The sequence below is a fragment of the Streptomyces sp. NBC_00513 genome, assembly GCF_041431415.1.
In the GTDB taxonomy this organism is placed as follows: domain Bacteria; phylum Actinomycetota; class Actinomycetes; order Streptomycetales; family Streptomycetaceae; genus Streptomyces.
In genome coordinates this window covers 7,316,107-7,334,272 of record NZ_CP107845.1, presented here as the reverse complement: position 1 = coordinate 7,334,272, position 18,166 = coordinate 7,316,107, and the positions used below count along the sequence as shown (strand labels likewise).

Annotated in this window: 16 protein-coding genes; 8 read left to right on the top strand and 8 right to left on the bottom strand. The window is 73.3% G+C overall.

All coding sequences use genetic code 11. The features are described from left to right. Positions 1 to 3: 3 nt before the first annotated feature. Positions 4 to 1,776: an enoyl-CoA hydratase-related protein gene (locus OHA84_RS32985; RefSeq protein ID WP_266968296.1), complete on the bottom strand. Its 1,773-nt coding sequence runs from the start codon at positions 1,774 to 1,776 to the stop codon at positions 4 to 6. A 326-nt stretch (positions 1,777 to 2,102) separates the two neighbouring features. Here OHA84_RS32985 and OHA84_RS32980 point away from each other — a divergent pair, with 326 nt between their 5' ends. Next, complete coding sequence (locus OHA84_RS32980) at positions 2,103 to 2,246, top strand: hypothetical protein (RefSeq protein ID WP_266952998.1); 144 nt, start codon at positions 2,103 to 2,105, stop codon at positions 2,244 to 2,246. Between the two features lie 62 nt (positions 2,247 to 2,308). Here OHA84_RS32980 and OHA84_RS32975 read toward each other — a convergent pair whose 3' ends face one another. Both OHA84_RS32975 and OHA84_RS32970 read right to left on the bottom strand, forming a co-directional pair. Continuing rightward, positions 2,309 to 2,665 carry a hypothetical protein gene (locus OHA84_RS32975; RefSeq protein WP_266952996.1) on the bottom strand — a complete coding sequence of 119 codons (357 nt, stop codon included), beginning with the start codon at positions 2,663 to 2,665 and terminating at the stop codon, positions 2,309 to 2,311. Between the two features lie 102 nt (positions 2,666 to 2,767). Beyond that, positions 2,768 to 4,258: a glutamate synthase subunit beta gene (locus OHA84_RS32970; RefSeq protein ID WP_266952994.1), complete on the bottom strand. Its 1,491-nt coding sequence runs from the start codon at positions 4,256 to 4,258 to the stop codon at positions 2,768 to 2,770. Between the two features lie 218 nt (positions 4,259 to 4,476). Between OHA84_RS32970 and OHA84_RS32965 the strand changes: the two genes are divergently transcribed. Genes OHA84_RS32965 through OHA84_RS32945 form a run of 5 tightly spaced genes read left to right on the top strand, consistent with a single transcriptional unit; the run spans position 4,477 to position 11,739 of the window. After that, entirely contained in the window at positions 4,477 to 5,961 is a 1,485-nt protein-coding gene (locus tag OHA84_RS32965; protein WP_266968299.1) for an aldehyde dehydrogenase family protein, read from the top strand. 14 nt (positions 5,962 to 5,975) lie between these two features. After that, positions 5,976 to 7,541 (top strand): GMC family oxidoreductase, encoded by a 1,566-nt coding sequence (locus OHA84_RS32960; protein ID WP_266952989.1) that lies wholly within the window; start codon positions 5,976 to 5,978, stop codon positions 7,539 to 7,541. After that, a complete protein-coding gene (locus tag OHA84_RS32955) occupies positions 7,538 to 8,647 on the top strand; it encodes a glycine betaine/L-proline ABC transporter ATP-binding protein (protein ID WP_266952987.1) in 1,110 nt (369 codons plus the stop codon). The genes OHA84_RS32960 and OHA84_RS32955 overlap by 4 nt, the downstream gene beginning before the upstream one ends. A 46-nt stretch (positions 8,648 to 8,693) precedes the next feature. Further along, positions 8,694 to 10,748, top strand: coding sequence for an ABC transporter permease subunit (locus OHA84_RS32950; protein WP_266968302.1), 2,055 nt, complete (start codon positions 8,694 to 8,696; stop codon positions 10,746 to 10,748). A 1-nt stretch (position 10,749) separates the two neighbouring features. After that, positions 10,750 to 11,739 carry an ABC transporter substrate-binding protein gene (locus tag OHA84_RS32945; protein WP_266968304.1) on the top strand — a complete coding sequence of 330 codons (990 nt, stop codon included), beginning with the start codon at positions 10,750 to 10,752 and terminating at the stop codon, positions 11,737 to 11,739. Between the two features lie 72 nt (positions 11,740 to 11,811). Here the strand turns inward: OHA84_RS32945 and OHA84_RS32940 are convergent, their stop codons facing one another. From OHA84_RS32940 to OHA84_RS32930, 3 genes are all read right to left on the bottom strand, one after another. Then, on the bottom strand, positions 11,812 to 12,063 hold the full coding sequence (locus OHA84_RS32940; protein ID WP_266952981.1) for an EF-hand domain-containing protein: 252 nt from the start codon (positions 12,061 to 12,063) through the stop codon (positions 11,812 to 11,814). 141 nt (positions 12,064 to 12,204) lie between these two features. Next, positions 12,205 to 13,458, bottom strand: coding sequence for a hypothetical protein (locus OHA84_RS32935; RefSeq protein WP_323181827.1), 1,254 nt, complete (start codon positions 13,456 to 13,458; stop codon positions 12,205 to 12,207). 89 nt (positions 13,459 to 13,547) lie between these two features. Continuing rightward, a complete protein-coding gene (locus OHA84_RS32930; RefSeq protein WP_266952979.1) occupies positions 13,548 to 13,934 on the bottom strand; it encodes a MerR family transcriptional regulator in 387 nt (128 codons plus the stop codon). 66 nt (positions 13,935 to 14,000) lie between these two features. On the opposite strand from OHA84_RS32930, the gene OHA84_RS32925 reads away from it, so the two are divergent. Then, positions 14,001 to 15,104 (top strand): alkene reductase, encoded by a 1,104-nt coding sequence (locus OHA84_RS32925; protein WP_266952977.1) that lies wholly within the window; start codon positions 14,001 to 14,003, stop codon positions 15,102 to 15,104. A 101-nt stretch (positions 15,105 to 15,205) separates the two neighbouring features. Here the strand turns inward: OHA84_RS32925 and OHA84_RS32920 are convergent, their stop codons facing one another. Continuing rightward, positions 15,206 to 15,658: a hypothetical protein gene (locus tag OHA84_RS32920; protein WP_266952975.1), complete on the bottom strand. Its 453-nt coding sequence runs from the start codon at positions 15,656 to 15,658 to the stop codon at positions 15,206 to 15,208. A gap of 338 nt (positions 15,659 to 15,996) precedes the next feature. Next, positions 15,997 to 16,380: a hypothetical protein gene (locus OHA84_RS32915; protein WP_266968307.1), complete on the bottom strand. Its 384-nt coding sequence runs from the start codon at positions 16,378 to 16,380 to the stop codon at positions 15,997 to 15,999. A gap of 139 nt (positions 16,381 to 16,519) precedes the next feature. On the opposite strand from OHA84_RS32915, the gene OHA84_RS32910 reads away from it, so the two are divergent. After that, complete coding sequence (locus OHA84_RS32910) at positions 16,520 to 18,160, top strand: serine/threonine-protein kinase (RefSeq protein ID WP_266968309.1); 1,641 nt, start codon at positions 16,520 to 16,522, stop codon at positions 18,158 to 18,160. Positions 18,161 to 18,166: the final 6 nt, after the last annotated feature.

Sequence of the window (18,166 nt, the reverse complement as noted above, 5' to 3'; positions counted from 1 at the left end):
CCCTCACCCTTCTTGGTAACAGGGCTCCACTGCGGATGGGCTGTCATGTGCGGCCATTGCGGTGACGTCGCCGCGCCGGCTTGACGCCGGGTCGGCGAGGTGCGGCGGGGTCCCGGTCGCGGGTTCCTTGCGTACGAAGGCCCTGCGCAGTGCGTGGTAGGGGGCGTCCGGGTCGTGGAAGGTGGCGCGCATCCGGGTCAGCTCCGCCTCCCGGTGGGCGGCGAGCGGCCTGACGGCCTCGTCGCGGGCGCGGGCCGCCTTCTTCCCCGCGATCCGGGACGGCGTGGCGGGCGAGTCCGCCAGCAGTCCCGCGAGGCGGGCCGTCTCGGCGGCGAACGCGTCCGGGGCGCAGGGCACCGTGCGGTCGATCAGGCCGAGTCCCTCGGCGGCGGCGGCGCTCAGCGGCAGGGCGTCGGTGGTGAGTCGCTCCGCGACCGCGGCGCCCACGCGGCGGGGCAGGGTGTACGTCCAGTACTCGGATCCGTGGAGGCCCATCAGCCGGTAGTGCGGGTTCAGCACGACGCCGGTGCGGCACCAGACCTCGTCGGCGGCGAGGGCCAACATGGCCCCTCCGGCGGCGGCGTTCCCGCCGAGCGCGGCCACGACGAGGCGGTCGGTGGTGGTCAGGATCGCCTCCACCAGGTCGTCCATGGCCTCGATGTTCGCCCAGGACTCGGCGGCGGGGTCGTCGGCCGCCTCGATGACGCCGAGGTGGATGCCGTTGGAGAAGAAGTCCCGTCCGCCACCGAGCACCAGCACGGACGTGGGGCGCGAGCACGCGGCGCGGTAGGCGTGCAGCAGGCGGCGGCAGTGGTCGGTGGCCATGGCGCCGCCGGGGAAGGAGAACGACAGGAAGCCGACCCGACCCTCCTCGCGGTATCCGATGTCGCCCGGGGCGGCGACGCCCTCCGATCCGTCCGGCAGGTCGCCTGGGCGCGGGGCGGGCAGTTCGGGCAGGGGCGGCAGTCGGTCGGCGAGGGCCAGGGTGGCGGGCAGTTTGACCGGAGCGGGTTGCCCGGGCCGGCGGCGGGCCCGGAGTTCGGGGATCCAGACGGCGCCGTCGGTCGTCGCCCGACAGACGGCGCCGTCGCGGGTGGCGAGCAGTTCGCCGGGGCGGCCTCGCAGCTCGTACTCGGGGCGACCGCCATGCAGGTACCAGGCGCCGCCGAGCAGTTCGTCCAGTACGCCGGGCCGGGAGTCGGCCGCGCGGAGCGTGCGCAGGACCCGCTCGGTCGGGTCCGTCTCCCAGTCGATCCGGCGGTCCTCCTGGCCCAGGTAGGGCCGGGTGTGGTGCGTGGTCTGGGGCCGCGGGACGTAGGTACCGGAGGCGAAGCGTTCCACCGCGGTCAGCACCGCCCGCAGGGCGGCGTCCGCGATCTCGCCCCGGTAGAGGTCGCTCTTGGCCACCTCGGGCAGGGGGCAGTCGGCGAACGCCCAGACGTCGCCGGCGTCCATCTCGCCGGTGGCCTGGAGGACGGTGACGCCCCACCGGTCGGCCCGGTCGAGGATCGCCCGGTCCAGCGAGGAGGGACCGCGGTCCCCGACCGGTCCCGGGTGCACGATCAGGCAGGTGTGGGCCTCCCAGACCTCCCGCGGCAGGGCCGTCGTCAGCATCGGCGCGATGATCAGGTCGGGTCGGTGACGGCGCACCGCGTCGGCGAGGGGGACGCCGGGCACGGCCAGTTCGACGGCGACACGGTGACCGTGGTCCCGCAGCTCCGCGTGGACGCGCTGGGTCAGGCTGTTGAACGCGCTCGCCACCAGCAGGATGTGCACACCGTCTCCCCGCGACCAGCCGCCGTCGGCGGACCGTGGCCGGGCATCCCCGACCGCCTGCGATCGTCGGGCACGCCGGAGCCGATGACGCGGTACGAAGCGCCGACGTCACTCGAAAGCGGGCGGACGCGCCGCCACCTGGCGGCCGGCCCGCAGCGCGTCGTTCGGCGCCCCGCCAAACCCGGCCGGGCGTCGTTCGGCGCCCCGCCAAACCCGGCCGGGCGTCGTTCGGCGCCCCGCCAAACCCGGCCGCGCTCGGCGACGAATCATCGGTGGGTACGGCGGACCGACCACGAGGCCGGGGCCGGCCCGGGACGGTGAGGACCATGACGGACGAGGCGTTCGAGGAGCTCCTGATCGAGGCGCGCGCGGAGGCGCGGCGGGTGTGTCTGCCGCCTGCCGAACCGACCGGGGAACCGGACTTCGCGCTCAGGACGCAGCACGCCGAGTTCGGGGCCTCGGAGCACTGAACGCGTCGGTCCGTCGATCTGTCCGGCAGGGGGCGCCCGTCAACCGGTCCGTCCCCGGTCCGTCAGGGAGAGACCTCGGTGTGGCCGCACACCCATGCCAGGGCGTCGTGCACCCCCTGGGTGTAGTCGCGCGGCAGGGTCCTCAGCGGGCCGGCCTCCAGTTGCACCGTGGCGGCGTCCACCTCGGCCGTCAGCAGGTCCATGTCGGGCGTGCTCCGGGCCACGGCGCCGGTGACGGGGGCCCCGTCGCCCCGCCCCAGGGCCCACTGGTAGCCGGTCAGGGCCCCGCGGGAGAGCTGGGTCCCGCCGTGCGGCCCGAGGGCGTCGGCCTCCAGCGCGTCGTGGCGCTCTTCGACCTCGGCGCGGGGCCGGGTCCCGACACGGTCCGAATCGAACTGATCTGTTCGCTGCGTGGTCATACCACTACGTCTGTCCGTCGGGCAGGCATTGATGTGCATGCGTGCACACCACACATGCGTGCGCAGCCCCACCCGGCGCATGCGTGCGCAGCCCCACCCGGTTCACGTCAGCAGCGGCCGGTCCCGGGCGCGGACCGGGGCCTGGAGGGCGGTGCCGCCCGTCAGGTAGCGGTCGACCGCGGCGGCGACCGAGCGGCCCTCGGCGATGGCCCACACCACGAGGGACTGCCCGCGCCCGGCGTCGCCCGCCACGAACACCCCGTCCGTCGGCCGGGCCGGACCGCCGAGCGCCGCGAAGTCGTCGTCCCTCGCGAAGTTGCCCTGCTCGTCGCGGACGAGACCGAGCTGCTCGCCCAGGCCACAGGCCCGCTCGGGCCCCGAGAAGCCGAGCGCCAGCAGCACCAGCCCGGCTTCGATCAGCCGCTCGGTACCGGGCAGGGCGCCGCGTCGCGCGGGCTCCACCCCGGTCAGGCGCAGGGCCCGTACCCGGCCGGTCGCGTCGCCTTCGAAGTGCAGGGTCGCGCAGGAGAAGGCCCGGGGATCGGCGCCGTGGCGGCCGCGTGCCTCCTCGTGGGCGTGGGAGATCCGGTAGACCTTCGGGTACACGGGCCAGGGCTGGGTGTCGGGCCGGGTGGGGCCGGGTTCCGGGTTAATGTCGAGCTGGACCACCGACAGGGCGCGCTGGCGAAGGGCCGTGCCCAGGCAGTCGGAGCCGGTGTCCCCGCCCCCGACGATCACCACGTGCCGTCCGGCGGCGGTGACCTCGGGTTCCGCGATGTCACCCTCCACGACCCTGTTCGCGCCGGTCAGGTAGTCCATGGCCTGGTGGATGCCGCGCAGCTCCCGGCCCGGTACGGTCAGCTCCCTGCGCTCCATGGCGCCGACCGCGACGACGACGGCGTCGTACCGCCTGCGGAGGTCGGCCGCGTCGACCCGACCGCCTATGTCGCTCTCCGTACGGAAGACGGTGCCCTCGGCCCGCATCTGTTCGACGCGGCGGTCCAGGTGCGACTTCTCCATCTTGAACGCCGGGATGCCGTAGCGGAGCAGTCCGCCGATCCGGTCGGCCCGCTCGTGGACGACGACGGTGTGTCCGGCGCGGGTGAGCTGCTGGGCCGCGGCGAGGCCGGCGGGGCCGGACCCTATGACCGCGACGGTCTTGCCACTGAGCCGACCGGGCGGCGCCGGGGCGGTGTAGGCGTGCTCCCACGCCTGGTCGGCGATGGTCTGCTCGACGTTCTTGATGGTCACCGCGTCGGCGTTGATCGTCAGGACGCACGCGTCCTCGCAGGGGGCCGGGCAGAGCCGGCCGGTGAACTCGGGGAAGTTGTTCGTCGCGTGCAGCCGGTCGGAGGCGGCCCGCCAGGCGCCGTGGGCGGCGTACGCGTTCCACTCGGGGATCAGGTTCCCCAGCGGGCAGCCGGCGTGGCAGAAGGGGATCCCGCAGTCCATGCACCGGTTCGCCTGCTCGGACACCAGGGGCAGCAACGCCTGCCCGGAGTGGACCTCGCGCCAGTCGCCGAGCCGTTCGTCCGCGGGGCGCGCCGGGACGGGGCTGCGGGGCGTCCTGAGGAAGCCGAACGGATCGGTCATGCGCCGCCTCCATGATTCACGCGCGGATACGGCGGTTCGACCAGGTTACGCCGCCTTTGCCGGTGTTTCGCGGGAGCCGGAAACGGCTGCTCGCGAACGTGACACCGGTCACTTCGCGTGACGCAGGGGACATGACCTCGCCGACTGGGGGCAGGCGGGCCCCACTGCACCATCACCGCGGGTCCGCCGCGGTGCGGAAACCGGAGGTACAGCGCGTCGTGTCGGAGCAACTGAGCATTCACACAGCCGGAAAGTGGCGGTCCGCGTCGACCGGCGCCACGAGGGAGATCCTGGATCCCGCCGATGGCACCGTGCTCGCGGTGGTCGCCGAGGGCAGCGCCGCCGATGCCGACGCGGCCGTCAGTGCCGCCCGCGCCGCCTTCGACGGCGGCGAGTGGCCGCAGACCCCGGTGGCCGAGCGTGCCGAGGTGCTGCGCCGCACGGCCGACCTGCTCCAGCGCGACCGGGAGCGGATCGCGCTCCTGGAGAGCCTGGACGCCGGCAAGACCCTGGAGGAGGGTCGCGTGGACGTGGACTGCGTCAGCGCCGCCTTCCGCTACTTCGCCGACCTCGTCATCGGCGAGGGTGGCGGCCGGGTCGTCGACGCCGGCTCCGCCGACATCCACAGTGTGGTCGTCCACGAGCCGGTCGGGGTGTGCGCCCTGATCACTCCGTGGAACTATCCGCTGCTCCAGGCGAGCTGGAAGGTGGCCCCGGCACTGGCCGCGGGCAACACCTTCGTCATCAAGCCCAGCGAGCTGACCCCGCTGAGCACGGTCGTCCTCGTCGAACTGCTGGTGGAGGCCGGGCTGCCGGCGGGCGTCGCCAACCTGGTGACCGGCGCCGGCGACCCCGTCGGCGCTCGTCTCTCGTCCCACCCAGACGTCGACCTCGTGTCGTTCACCGGCGGACTCGCCAGTGGGACGAAGGTCGCGCACGCCGCGGCCGACACCGTCAAGAAGGTCGCCCTCGAACTCGGCGGCAAGAACCCCAACGTCGTCTTCGCGGACGCCTGCGCCACCGCCAACGGCTTCGACACGGCCGTCGACCAGGCCCTGAACGCCGCCTTCATCCACAGCGGTCAGGTCTGCTCGGCCGGATCACGGCTGATCATCGAGGAGTCGGTGCGGGACCGCTTCGTCGCCGAACTCGCCCGACGCGCCGAGAAGATCCGCCTCGGTCGCGGCACCGACGCGGGTGTCGAGTGCGGCCCGATGGTCTCGGCCGCGCAGCGGGAACGCACCGAGTCGTTCGTCGCCTCCGCCCTCGCCGAGGGCGCCGTGCTGCGCGCCGGCGGCGAACGCCCCGAGGGGCCGGGCAACTTCTACCGTCCGACCGTCCTGGACCACTGCGACCGCCGGATGCGCGTCGTGCGCGAGGAGGTCTTCGGTCCGGTCCTGACCGTGGAGACGTTCCGCACCGAGGACGAGGCCGTGGCCCTGGCCAACGACACCGAGTACGGGCTCGCGGGCGCCGTGTGGACCTCCGACCAGGGCCGCGCCCGCCGGGTGGCGGGCCGACTGCGCCACGGCACCGTCTGGATCAACGACTTCCACCCCTACCTCCCGCAGGCGGAGTGGGGCGGTTTCGGGAAGTCCGGTGTCGGGCGCGAGCTCGGACCGTCGGGTCTCGCCGAGTACCGCGAGACGAAGCACGTCTACCAGAACCTGGCGCCGCGCCCCGTGCGCTGGTTCGCGGGCTGAAAGGGAGCATCTTCATGACGACGCACACGGACATCGGCCAGCACGTCGCCGAGGAAACCATTCAGGAGTACGACTACGTCATCGTCGGCGGCGGCACCGCCGGCTCGGTGATCGCCGCCCGGCTGACCCAGGACCCGAACGTCACGGTCGCCGTCATCGAGGGCGGGCCGAGCGACGTCGACCGTCCCGACGTCCTCACCCTGCGCCGCTGGATGGGCCTGCTCGGCGGGGAACTCGACTACGACTACCCCACCACCGAGCAGCCTCGCGGCAACTCGCACATCAGACACAGCCGCGCCCGCGTCCTCGGCGGCTGCTCCTCGCACAACACCCTGATCGCGTTCAAGCCGCTGCCCTCCGACTGGGACGAGTGGTCGGACGCGGGCGCCGAGGGCTGGCACGCCGCCGCCATGGACCCGTACTTCGACCGGCTGCTGAACAACATCGTCCCCGTCGGCGAGGCCGACCGGAACGCCATCGCCCGCGACTTCGTCGACGCGGCCGAGCACGCGCTGGGCGTCCCCCGCGTCGAGGGCTTCAACGCGAAGCCGTTCCACGAGGGCGCCGGGTTCTTCGACCTCGCCTACCACCCGGAGACCAACAAGCGGTCCTCCGCCTCGGTGGCCTACCTGCACCCGATCATGGACGTGCGGGAGAACCTGACCCTGCTGCTGGAGACCTGGGCGTACCGGCTGGAGCTGGAGGGGACCCGGGCGCGCGGGGTCCACGTACGGTCCCAGGACGGCGCCCGGTCGCTGCTGCGGGCCCGCCGCGAGGTCGTGGTGTGCGCGGGCGCGGTCGACACCCCCCGCCTGCTGCTGCACTCCGGCATCGGCCCGCGCGCGGACCTGGAGGCGCTCGGCATTCCCCCGGTCCACGACCTGCCCGGTGTCGGCGAGAACCTCCTCGACCACCCCGAGTCGGTGATCGTGTGGGAGACGGACGGTCCCATCCCCGAGAACTCGGCGATGGACAGCGACGCCGGCCTGTTCGTGCGGCGCGATCCCGCGGCCGCGGGTCCGGATCTGATGTTCCACTTCTACCAGGTCCCCTTCACCGACAACCCGGAGCGCATCGGCTACGAACGCCCCGCGCACGGGGTGTCGTTGACCCCGAACATCCCGAAGCCGCGCAGCCGCGGCCGGCTGTACCTGACCAGCGCGGACCCCGAGGTGAAGCCCGCCCTGGACTTCCGGTACTTCACGGACGACGAGGACTACGACGCCCGCACGCTGGTCGACGGCATCAAGATCGCCCGCGAGATCGCGGCGACGGAGCCGCTGGCCGGATGGCTCAAGCGCGAGGTGTGCCCCGGACCGGAGATCACCGGTGACGAGGAGCTCAGCGCTTACGCCCGCTCCGTCGCCCACACCGTCTACCACCCCGCGGGCACCTGCCGCATGGGGGCGGAGGACGACCCCGGGGCCGTCGTGGGACCGGACCTCAGGGTCCGGGGCCTGGACGGGATCCGGATCGCGGACGCGTCGGTCTTCCCGACGATGCCCGCGGTCAATCCGATGATCGGAGTGCTCATGGTCGGCGAGAAAGCCGCCGAGCTGCTGGGAGGCGCCACGCGATGAACCCGAAGACGCACACGACCGACGAGAGCTCCAACGGATCGACACCCGACACCCGACCGCCGGTGTTCGCCGTCGACGGCCTCTGGAAGGTCTTCGGCCCCCGCGCCGCGGCCGCCAAGGTGCCCGGATCCGCCCACGCCGGCCTGTCCCCCGCCGAACTGCGCGAACGCACCGGCTGCACCGCCGCCGTGCGTGATGTCAGCTTCGACGTCCGCAGGGGCGAGGCCTTCGTGGTGATGGGCCTGTCCGGCTCCGGCAAGTCCACGCTCGTCCGCTGTCTGACCCGGCTGATCGAGCCCACCGCGGGCTCCCTCTCCATCGACGGCGAGGACGTGCTGGCGATGGACCGGGCCAGGCTGCGGGAGCTGCGCCGGCACCGCGCCGCGATGGTCTTCCAGCACTTCGGCCTGCTCCCCCACCGTTCGGTGCTGGACAACGTCGCCTACGGCCTGGAGATCCAGGGGATGGGTCGCGCCGAACGGCGCGCCAAGGCCGCCGAGATGACCGCCAAGGTCGGGCTCGAAGGCCTGGAGGAGCGCCGTCCCGGCGAGCTGTCCGGTGGCCAGCAGCAGCGCGTCGGCCTCGCCCGCGCCCTCGCCGCCGACCCCGAGGTCCTGCTGTTCGACGAACCGTTCAGCGCCCTGGACCCGCTGATCCGCCGGGAGATGCAGGAGGAGGTGGCCCGCCTGCACCACGAGGAGGGCCGCACCATGGTCTTCATCACCCACGACCTGTCCGAGGCCCTGCGCCTCGGTGACCGGATCGCCCTCATGCGCGACGGTGAGATCGTGCAGCTCGGCACGCCCGAGGAGATCGTCGGCTCCCCCGCCGACGACTACGTGCGGGACTTCGTCCGCGACGTGCCCCGCGAGCAGGTGCTCACGGTGCGCAGCGCCATGCGTCCCGCGTCCGCCGCCGAGGCCGAGCACGGCCCGGCGCTGAACCCGACCACCACCGTCGTCGACGCCATCGAGGCCGTGGCCCGCAGCGGCGGCCCCGCGCGGGTCGTCGACCAGGGCCGCTGTCTCGGCGTGGTCGACGACGCGGCGCTGCTCGCCGTCGTCGCCGGGATACCCGCCCCCCGGACCGGGGAGGTGGCCGCATGAGAACGAGCGCCGTCCGCAACGTCCCCGCGCCCCGGGGGTGGTGGCGATGACCTCCACCACGACGCCCGTGCGCGAGCCCGCCTCGTCGCCCGCGCCGACGGACACGACGCCGCCCACCGGCGGTTCGTCCCCCTCCCCCGACGGCTCCTCTCCCCGTCGCCCCGGGTCACGCCTCCCCTTCCGTGTCGGTCGCCGGGTCCTGCCCCTCGCCGTCGCCGCGGCCGCGGTGATCACGCTCGGGGTCCTCTTCCCCGGCGCGGGCAGTTGGCCCGGCGCCCTTGCCGTGGACCTGTCGGGTCCCCTCGGCCGGGCCGGCGACTGGATCATCGACCACCGTGACAGCCACCCGCTGTTCCTCTACTTCTTCGGGCACGTCAGCAACGTGGTCGTGGTGTCCGTCCGTGCCGTGTACGTGGTCCTGCTCGCCGCCGGTTGGACCGGTGTCACCGCGCTGGCCGGGCTCGTCGCCTGGCGTCTCGCCGGTGTCCGGCTCGCCCTGACGTCGATGGCCGCCTTCGCTGTCTGCGGCCTGCTCGGCATGTGGATCCCCACCATGCAGACCCTGGCCCTGATGGTCGTGGCGGTCGCCGCCTCGGTCGCCGTCGGCGGGCTGCTCGGCCTGGCCGCCGGGCTGTCGCCGCGCACCGAGCGCGTCCTGCGCCCCGTGCTCGACACCATGCAGATCCTGCCCGCGTTCGCGTACCTGCTGCCGATGGTGCTGGTCTTCGGCATCGGGGTGCCCGCCGCCGTGCTCGCCACCGTCGTCTACGCCGCCCCGCCCATGGCGCGCCTGACCGCTCTCGGTCTGCGCGACGCCGACGCCGGGGTCATGGAGGCCGCCGCCTCGCTCGGCGCGACCGGCCGCCAGCGGCTGCTGACCGCGCGCCTTCCGCTGGCGCGCCGGCAGATCCTGCTCGGCGTCAACCAGGCCATCATGATGGGCCTGTCCATGGCCGTCATCGCCTCCGTGATCGGTGCGGGCGGCCTCGGCGACCGGGTCTACCAGGCCCTGGCCTCCGTCGACGTCGGCGCGGCGCTCGCCGCGGGCATCCCGATCGTGCTGCTGGCCGTCGTCCTCGACCGCACGGCCGACGCGGCGGGTGCCCGGCTTGGCACCAACCCTCCCCAGGCCGCCGAGCAGCACTTCCTGCGCCGCGTCTTCGCGGGCTGGTACGGGCGTCTGCTCTGCCTCCTCGCGGTCGTCGCGGTGGCCGTGGCCGGACGGATGCTGGGCACCTCGCAGTGGCCCGACTCCTGGAACGTGTCCCTCGCCGACCCCGTCAACCGGGCCGTGGCCTGGATGACCGACCACCTCTACTCCGGGGTTCCCGTCGTCGGCGGCACCGCCGACTGGGCGGCCCGCTTCACCGGCTGGCTCCTGGACCCGCTGCGCTCCGGACTCCAGGCCGCCCCGTGGTGGCTGCTCCTGCTGCTGGTCGGCGCGATCGGCGTCCTGGTCGGTACCCGGCGCACCGCGCTGACCGCCGTGCTCGCCCTGGCCGCCATCGGCGTCCTCGGGGTGTGGGAGCCCGCGCTGGACACGCTCTCGCAGGTGCTCGCCGCCGTCGCGGTGACCCTGGTGCTCGGCTTCGCGATCTCCGTCGGCGCGGCCCGCAGCGCCCGCGCGGAGCGGCTGTTGCGGCCCGTGCTCGACGTGTGCCAGACGATGCCCCAGTTCGTGTACCTCATCCCGGTCGTCGCGCTCTTCGGTGTGGGCCGCGCCCCGGCGGCGGCCGCCGCCGTCGTGTACGCGCTGCCCGCCGTCGTCCGCATCACCACGCAGGGGCTGCGCGAGGTCAACCCGGCCGCGATGGAGTCCGCCCGCTCCCTCGGGGCGACCGGCTCCCAGCAGCTGCGGCAGGTACAGCTTCCCCTGGCCCGGCCGGCGCTGCTGCTGGCCGTCAACCAGGCCGTCGTCCTGGTCCTCGCCGTCGTGATCATCGGCGGTCTGGTCGGCGGTGGCGCCCTCGGCTACGACGTCGTCCTGGGCCTCGCCCAGGGTGACCTGGCCACCGGACTGGTCGCGGGTGCCGCGATCGTCTGCCTGGGCCTGATGCTCGACCGTGTCACCCAGCCCGCGACGAAGACGAAGGAGGCCTGAGATGCCCGAGACGCGAACCCTTCCCGTGAGACGTACCCGCCGACGGATCGTCGCCGCGCTCGCCGCGGCGAGCACCCTGGCCGTCGTCACCGGCTGCGGAGCTGCCGACATGACCCGTCAGGCGTCCCCGTACGCGGCCGCCCAGGGCGCCAAGACGGTCACGCTGTCCGTGCAGTCCTGGGTCGGCGCGCAGGCCAACACGGCCGTGGCGGGCTACCTGCTCGAACACGAGCTGGGCTACCGGGTGGACACCGTCCAGGTGGACGAGGTGCCCGCGTGGGACGCCCTCAGTCAGGGCCGGGTCGACGCGATCCTGGAGGACTGGGGCCACCCCGAGCAGCAGAAGCGGTACGTCGAGGACAAGAAGACCATCGTCAACGGCGGTGACCTCGGGGTCACGGGCCACATCGGCTGGTTCGTCCCGACCTACTTCGCGAAGCAGCACCCGGATGTCACCGACTGGAAGAACCTCGGCAAGTACACCGACCAACTGCGCACGCCCGAGAGTCGCGGCAAGGGTCAGCTGATGGACGGCTCGCCTTCGTACGTGACGAACGACAAGGCGCTGGTGAAGAACCTGAAGCTGGACCTGGAGGTGGTCTTCGCCGGTTCCGAGGCCGCCCAGATCACCCAGATCAAGCAGTTCGCCAAGGAGAAGAAGCCCTTCCTGACGTACTGGTACAAGCCCCAGTGGCTCTTCGAGCGGGTTCCGATGACCGAGGTGAAGCTGCCCGAGTACAAGGAGGGCTGCGACGCCGACCCCGAGAAGGTGGCCTGCGCCTACCCGCACACGCCGTTGCAGAAGTACCTGAACGCGCGGTTCGCGGACGACGGCGGGAAGGCCGCCGGGTTCCTGAAGAAGTTCCACTGGACCGTGGAGGAGCAGAACGAGGTCGCCCTGATGATCGCCGAGGAGAAGTTGTCGCCCCAGCAGGCGGCGAAGAAGTGGGTGGAGCGGAACGAGGACGTCTGGCGTCCCTGGGTCCGCTGACCCCTCCCGGGTTCGCGACGGCGCCCCGCCACCGGAGTTCCGGTGGCGGGGCGCCGTCGTGTCCGCGCTCGGTTACCAGCCGAAGCGGCGGTTGACCTCCCGCTCGAACTCCTCGAACGTCAGCACCCCGTCGCCGTCGAGGTTGGCCCGGTCGAAGAGGGCCGACGAGGCGTCGACGTCACTGACGCCCCAGAAGGGCAGGTCACCGGTGGAGGCGAGGGTGGGACCCTTCGTCCGCAGGGCCGAGATGACCTCGACGCGCGTCAGGACGCCGTCGCTGTCGAGATCGAGTGCGTCGAAGAGCTTGCGGGCCTTCTCGCTCATGACGTCGTCCTTTCCGCAGGAGGGGGCGGGTACGGAGGTCCGGTCCGCCGGACCGACAGCCTATGGCCCTCTCCGCGCGCCGCGCGGCCCGGTCTCCCGCGGCCCCGAACCCGCTCGACGCGGCCGACGCGGCCGACGCGATCAGTGCGGGCGGGCGGCCCGTACGGCGCCCGGGGCGACGGCCGGCGCGTGGGTCGGGGATCCCTCGAACCGTGCCAGGTAGCCGCGGCGCAGCAGGTTCTCGTAGAGGTGGTCCAGTACGCCGGCCGGCGCGTGGATCCGGGCGTCGCAGCGGGCCGTGCCGCGGCTGTCGGTGACGGCCGTGCACAGCGTGCGTTCGCGCCGGGCGTCGCTGAAGATCACCGTCCGACCGGGTACGGGGGTGCCGTGGGCGGTGGTCAGGGTGCCCGAGAGGCCCTTGACCGTCAAGGCCCGCGGGTCGGATTCGCGCCGGGCGGTGGCGTCGGTGGTCCGCAGCCGGGTCGGGGCGGGCGGGATCGCCAGGCCGGTGGGGGTGTTCAGGCCGGTGATGGGCAGGGTGCTCTGACCGCCGCCGTTCGGGGCGAGGCGCACGACCCGGTTGTTGAAGGCGTCCGCGACGTAGAGGTTGCCGCGCTCGTCGAGGGCCAGTCCCAGCGGGTCGTTGAGCCCGACCGCGGGGACCGTGCTCTGGCCGCCGCCGGCCGCCACCCGCACCACCCGGTTGTTGCCGGTGTCGGACACGTACAGGTTGCCCCGGGGGTCCAGTACGATCCCGGCCGGCTGGGAGAGGCCGGTGGTGGGAACGGTGCTCTGACCGCCGCCGGCCGCGGCCAGTTTCACGACGCGGTCGTTGACGAAGTCGGAGACGTAGAGGGTGCCTTCGGCATCGAAGGCCAGGCCCCACGGGTGCAGCAGCCCGCTGGTGGGGACCGTGCTCTGCCCGCTGCCGTCGGCGTGCACCTTGACGACGCGGTCGTTGAAGCTGTCGGCGATGTACAGGTCGCCCGCGTCGTCCAGGGCCAGCCCGAGGGGGCGGGACAGTCCGTCGGTCGGGACCGTGGTCTGGGGCCCTCCGTCGGAGGGGATGCGTACCACCCGGTTGTTGCCGGTGTCGGAGACGTACAGGTCGCCCGCCGCGTCGGCGACCATGCCGGTGGGACGGACCAGGTCGGTGGTGGGGACCGTGCTCTGGCCGCCGCTGCCGTCGGCCGGCGCCTTCAGGACCCGGTTGTTCCCGTAGTCGGAGACGTACAGCGGGGCGGGGACGGCCCCGACGGCGGGGTCGGAGGCGGTCGCCGCGGCGACCGGGCCGAGCCCGAACGCGCACAGGGTCGCCAACACGAGCACGGATCCGAGCCGCCGGCCGGCGCCGGTCGGCCGTCGAAGGGTCTCGGGAACTGCGGAACGGGGCACGGCGCACCTACCTGTCATGATCGTCCGGCCGCCGAGGCTAGACCCCGGACCGTCCCCGTTCCCCGGCACCACGCCACGGCCCGACGGCCTTACACACGGACGGCAGGCGTACCGGCTTGCGCGCCAGAGGCCGCGTCGATCGCCTCGTCCAGTACCTCCCGCGTACGGAGCAGGTCGGCGATCAGCCCGTCGATGCGCTGCCGCTCGGTGCGCAGCTCGGCCACCAGCTTCGGCGTGGCGCTCCCGGACGGGCCGCCGTCCGCGTCGCGCAGGCACGGGAGCAGCTCGGCGATCTTCCTGCTGTGGAGGCCGGCCGCGAAGAGCGCCTGGATGCGGATGACCCGGTCGACCGCCCAGTCCCCGTAGTCGCGATGGCCGCCGGGGGTCCGGCCGGGAGTGAGCAGCCCCTGCGCCTCGTAGTAGCGCAGCGATCTCTCGCTCACTCCGGTGGCCCCTGCCAGTTCACCGATCCGCATGCCCCATCCCTTCGCCCACTCGATCGACTTGAACCTGACATTGATGTCAACTCCTACGGTACGGCCATGACGATCACACCGGGGGAAACCCGACTCCTCGAACCCGCCCGACTGGGCGACCTGCGGCTCCCGAACCGTCTGGTGATGGCGCCGATGACACGCAACCGCGCCGAGGCCGACGGCACTCCGGGGCCCCTGGTGGCGACCTACTACGCCCAGCGCGCCTCGGCCGGGCTGATCATCGCCGAGGCGTCCACGCCGAACGCGGTCGGGCAGACGTACCCGAACATCACGGCGATCCACACCGACGCCCACGTCGCCGGTTGGCGGGCCGTGACGGAGGCCGTCACCGAGGCCGGCGGGCGGATGTTCCTCCAGCTCCAGCACGGCGGGCGGGTGGGCCACCCCGACAACAGCGGCCACACGCCCGTCGCGCCCTCACCCGTGCCGCTCCCCGAGCCCATCCACACCCCGACCGGCATCCGGCCCGCGGTCACGCCGCGCGAGATGACCGTCGCCGAGATCCGCTCCACCTCCGCCGACTTCGCCGAGGCCGCCCGCAAGGCCGTCGACGCGGGTTTCGCCGGAGTCGAGGTCCACGCCGCCAACGGGCATCTCCTGCACCAGTTCCTCGCCGGGAACACCAACCGGCGCACCGACGCCTACGGCGGGCCCGTCGCCCACCGCATCCGCTTCGTCCTGGAGACCGTCGAGGCGGTCACGCGCGCGATCGGCGCCCACCGGGTCGGCATCCGCCTCGCGCCGGGCTCGATCTTCAACGGCATCGACGAGGGAGACGAGACCGCCGATCTCCACCACGCTCTCGTCGCCGCGCTTCCGCGGGACCTCGCCTACGTCCACGTCGTGTTCGCCGATCCCGACGACCAGGTCTTCCGGCACATCCGCGAGGACTGGAGCGGCACGCTGATCGCCAATCCGATCCTCGGCTGGGGCGTCCCGCTGCCCGCCGACGGCGGCGCCGCGAAGGGCGAACGCCTCCTCGCGGCCGGAGCGGACCTCATCGCGCTCGGCCGCGCCTTCATCGCCAACCCCGACCTGGTCGCGCGACTGCGCCGGGGCGCGCCCCTGAACCCGCTCCACGACCACGGCCTGATGTACGTGGGGGGCGCGTCCGGCTACACCGACTACCCCACCCTGGGCGACGCCTGAGCGGCGAGGCCGGTCGGGTTGGTGCCGACGGATCCGCGGATCCGGCCCGGGTGGGTCCGCGTGATCTTCCCGGCGGGTCGGCGGGTCGGCGGGTCGGCGGGTCAGATCCTGCCGGTCGCTCGCGCCACGTAGAAGCCGACGACGGCGACCACACCGGCCACGACCAGCCAGGACGCGGGGCTGGTGTGCCCGCCCCTCCGCGCGGGCCGCGGCCGTCGCTTCGAGCGCCCCGAGCGACGCTGTGCCGATCCGGCCGTCGAGGGCTCGGCCGCGGTCTCCGCGAGGAGACGGCGGCACACCGCGGCGAGTTGCCCCGTACCGGCGGAGAGGCTGGCGACCGCCTCGCTGCGCGCGGGGGCCGTCGTCCCGCCCTCGAGTATCCGACCGGCCCGCAGGAGCACCTCGTCGCGCCCGGCGCTGGGTGCCAGGCTGATCCAACGCTGGACGTGCTCCCCCCGGATGACGACGCCGCCGGTCCGGTCCCGGTAGACGGTGTGTTCCCGCCACAGCACCTCGGCCAACTCCGTGGCCGTATCCTTCAGTTGCCCACTCATTCCCGCCCCCGTCTATTCACTGGTCGAACAAACACGGGACATTAGCGGCAGGCACCGACAGCGCCCTCGGCGGGGTGTCCGAGGCGAGCCGCCCCCGCGGGACCACGGCGTACAGGGGGTGGCCCGTCAGGCGATGGGGAGAGCGAACCCAGGGCAGGCGGAATCCGCCGATCTGTTAGTCCAGGCCGGCCCGGAACTCCAGACGGGGGACGGCGGTTCGCAACGCCGCGTAGGACTCGGGCGCCACCGGGTACACGGCTGCCGCGAGTAGTTCGTGTCCGGGTCGCCCTGAACTCCTGTCAGCGGCACGCGAAATGCGGGGCTTTCACGTGCGGCGCCTATCCCTTGGTGATCGGGGTGGCCTCGTCCCGGCCTTCCCCGTCGCGGCTTCGTCGTTCCGTGGTGTAGAGGATCGTCCCGGTGACGGCGAGCGGCATGGAGAGCACGAGGGCGGCGAGAAGTTCGGCGAGGTCGCGCGCGACGGCGCAGGTGTTGCCCTCCGCGTCGACGTACTCGTCGGGGCCCCTCCGCCACTCCCCCTGGTAGTAGAAGATCCGGGAGTCGCACTCCTCGGTCCACCCGCGGCTCGTGTCGACGGTGAACGGGAACAGCAGCTGGTAGGCGAGCCACAGCCAGATCAGGGACGCGGCGGCGATCAGGCCGATGCCCCAGGTTCGACGACGATCGCGTGGGCGGGACGGGGCACCCGGTATACCTGTCATGGACAGCTAACGTATCAGCCGCTCGACGCCTGCTCCCCGGCCCACACCCCCTCATTGACCACTGGCCGCGTGCGTGATCGAGCGGTCGCCGGCTCCGCACCACCCTTGCACTGACTGAAATTTCAGTCAAGATGTCTCCATGGCACCAGAACACCCCGGCTTCCCCCTCACGCGCCCCTTCACGGCCCTCGCCCCGGACGATCCGCGCGAAGTGGGCGGCTTCCGCCTCGTCGCCCGGCTCGGCTCGGGCGGAATGGGCCGCGTCTACCTCTCCCACACCCCCGGTGGGCGCCCCGTGGCCCTCAAGGTGGTCCGGCCGGAACTGGCCGCGGACCACGAGTTCCGCCGGCGCTTCGCCCAGGAGGTCGCCAGCGCCCGGCGCATCCACGGCCTCTACACCGCACAGGTCGTCGGCTCGGGCACCGAGGCGGCCGGCCCCTGGCTGGCCACCGCCTACGTACCCGGCCCGTCGCTCCAGCAGGTCATCGACGAGCACGGCATCCTGCCGCTGCGCACCGCGCTGCTGCTCACGGCCGGCGTGGCCGAGGCGCTCCAGGTGATCCACGGCGCCGGGGTGGTGCACCGGGACCTCAAGCCCGCGAACGTACTGGTCGCGGCGGACGGACCCCGCGTGATCGACTTCGGCATCGCGCGCCCCGCGAACGCGACCGCCCTCACCGGCGCCGGCCTGGTCATCGGCTCGCCGGCCTTCATGGCTCCCGAACAGGCCCTGGGCCGGGCGGTGACCCCCGCCACCGACGTCTTCGCGCTCGGGGCACTGGCCGTGTACGCCATCGGAGGGACGCCGCCCTTCGGCGACGCCCCCGGGCCCACCGCCCTGTACCGCACCGTGCACGAGGATCCCGATCTGTCGGGCGTGCCCGGCGCACTCCACCCGCTCCTCCACCGGTGCCTGGCCAAGGACCCCGCTCATCGGCCGACGCCCGCGCAGCTCATCGAGGTCGTGCGCGACCACCCGTCGATCGGGGGGCGGCTCAGGTTCACCGACGACTGGCTGCCCCGCCGGATCGGCACGGAGATACTGCGCCGCGCCGATCTCCCCTCGGCGCCGCCCCCATCCCTCACCGAGACCTCGCCCGCGAGTCCCCCGACCTCCGCGGGGCCCCCCACGCTCGCGTCACCCGCGGGCCCCGCGCCGTCCGCCGACCCCACGCCGATCACCGCGCGGGGGCCCGAGCCCTCGTCCCGCCGGCGCGCGGCGCCGAGGGGGCACGGCTCCGGGCGTACCGTCCTGGCCGTGGCGGCGGCCCTGGTCCTCGGTGCGTGTGGCGCCGTGTACCTGCTCGACGAGCCGTACGAGGACGAGCCGACGGCCGATGCCGCCGACGCGCGGCCCCTCCCGACCTCACCTCCCCCCTCCCCCTCGCCGTCGAGGACGACGCCGGGCTACGTCCCCGCCTACACGGGCACGGAACTCACCTCCCCGGACGAAGGCCACGAGTTCGACATCCGGGCCGGGAAGGTCGCGCCGCAGGACACCGCCGCGTGGTTCGTGGGTCGTACGGCGTCCGAGTTCTACGTACCGGAGGACAGCGAGGCGTACATCGCCGAGGGCGGCCGACCGGATCCCGGCGCGTGCGTGCGGGGCATCGAGAGCCGCCCCGTGACCGCTCTCCCGTTCAGCGCGCTCGGGGCCGGGCGGTCCTTCTGCGTGCGGGACCGGGACGGCCGGGACATCGCCGTGGTGAACGTCCTCGCGACGAGCACGGACGGAGGCCCGGTGACGGTCTCCCTCGACCACTACCGACGCTCCGACTGAACCGGC

What these genes read in the sequence shown, in the direction of transcription:
- OHA84_RS32980 (WP_266952998.1), top strand. Translation starts at nt 2,103, where the DNA reads ATGACGGACGAGGCGTTCGAGGAGCTCCTGATCGAGGCGCGCGCGGAG.
- OHA84_RS32975 (WP_266952996.1), bottom strand. Translation starts at nt 2,665, where the DNA reads ATGACCACGCAGCGAACAGATCAGTTCGATTCGGACCGTGTCGGGACC.
- OHA84_RS32970 (WP_266952994.1), bottom strand. Translation starts at nt 4,258, where the DNA reads ATGACCGATCCGTTCGGCTTCCTCAGGACGCCCCGCAGCCCCGTCCCG.
- OHA84_RS32960 (WP_266952989.1), top strand. Translation starts at nt 5,976, where the DNA reads ATGACGACGCACACGGACATCGGCCAGCACGTCGCCGAGGAAACCATT.
- OHA84_RS32955 (WP_266952987.1), top strand. Translation starts at nt 7,538, where the DNA reads ATGAACCCGAAGACGCACACGACCGACGAGAGCTCCAACGGATCGACA.
- OHA84_RS32950 (WP_266968302.1), top strand. Translation starts at nt 8,694, where the DNA reads ATGACCTCCACCACGACGCCCGTGCGCGAGCCCGCCTCGTCGCCCGCG.
- OHA84_RS32945 (WP_266968304.1), top strand. Translation starts at nt 10,750, where the DNA reads ATGCCCGAGACGCGAACCCTTCCCGTGAGACGTACCCGCCGACGGATC.
- OHA84_RS32940 (WP_266952981.1), bottom strand. Translation starts at nt 12,063, where the DNA reads ATGAGCGAGAAGGCCCGCAAGCTCTTCGACGCACTCGATCTCGACAGC.
- OHA84_RS32930 (WP_266952979.1), bottom strand. Translation starts at nt 13,934, where the DNA reads ATGCGGATCGGTGAACTGGCAGGGGCCACCGGAGTGAGCGAGAGATCG.
- OHA84_RS32925 (WP_266952977.1), top strand. Translation starts at nt 14,001, where the DNA reads ATGACGATCACACCGGGGGAAACCCGACTCCTCGAACCCGCCCGACTG.
- OHA84_RS32920 (WP_266952975.1), bottom strand. Translation starts at nt 15,658, where the DNA reads ATGAGTGGGCAACTGAAGGATACGGCCACGGAGTTGGCCGAGGTGCTG.
- OHA84_RS32915 (WP_266968307.1), bottom strand. Translation starts at nt 16,380, where the DNA reads ATGACAGGTATACCGGGTGCCCCGTCCCGCCCACGCGATCGTCGTCGA.
- OHA84_RS32910 (WP_266968309.1), top strand. Translation starts at nt 16,520, where the DNA reads ATGGCACCAGAACACCCCGGCTTCCCCCTCACGCGCCCCTTCACGGCC.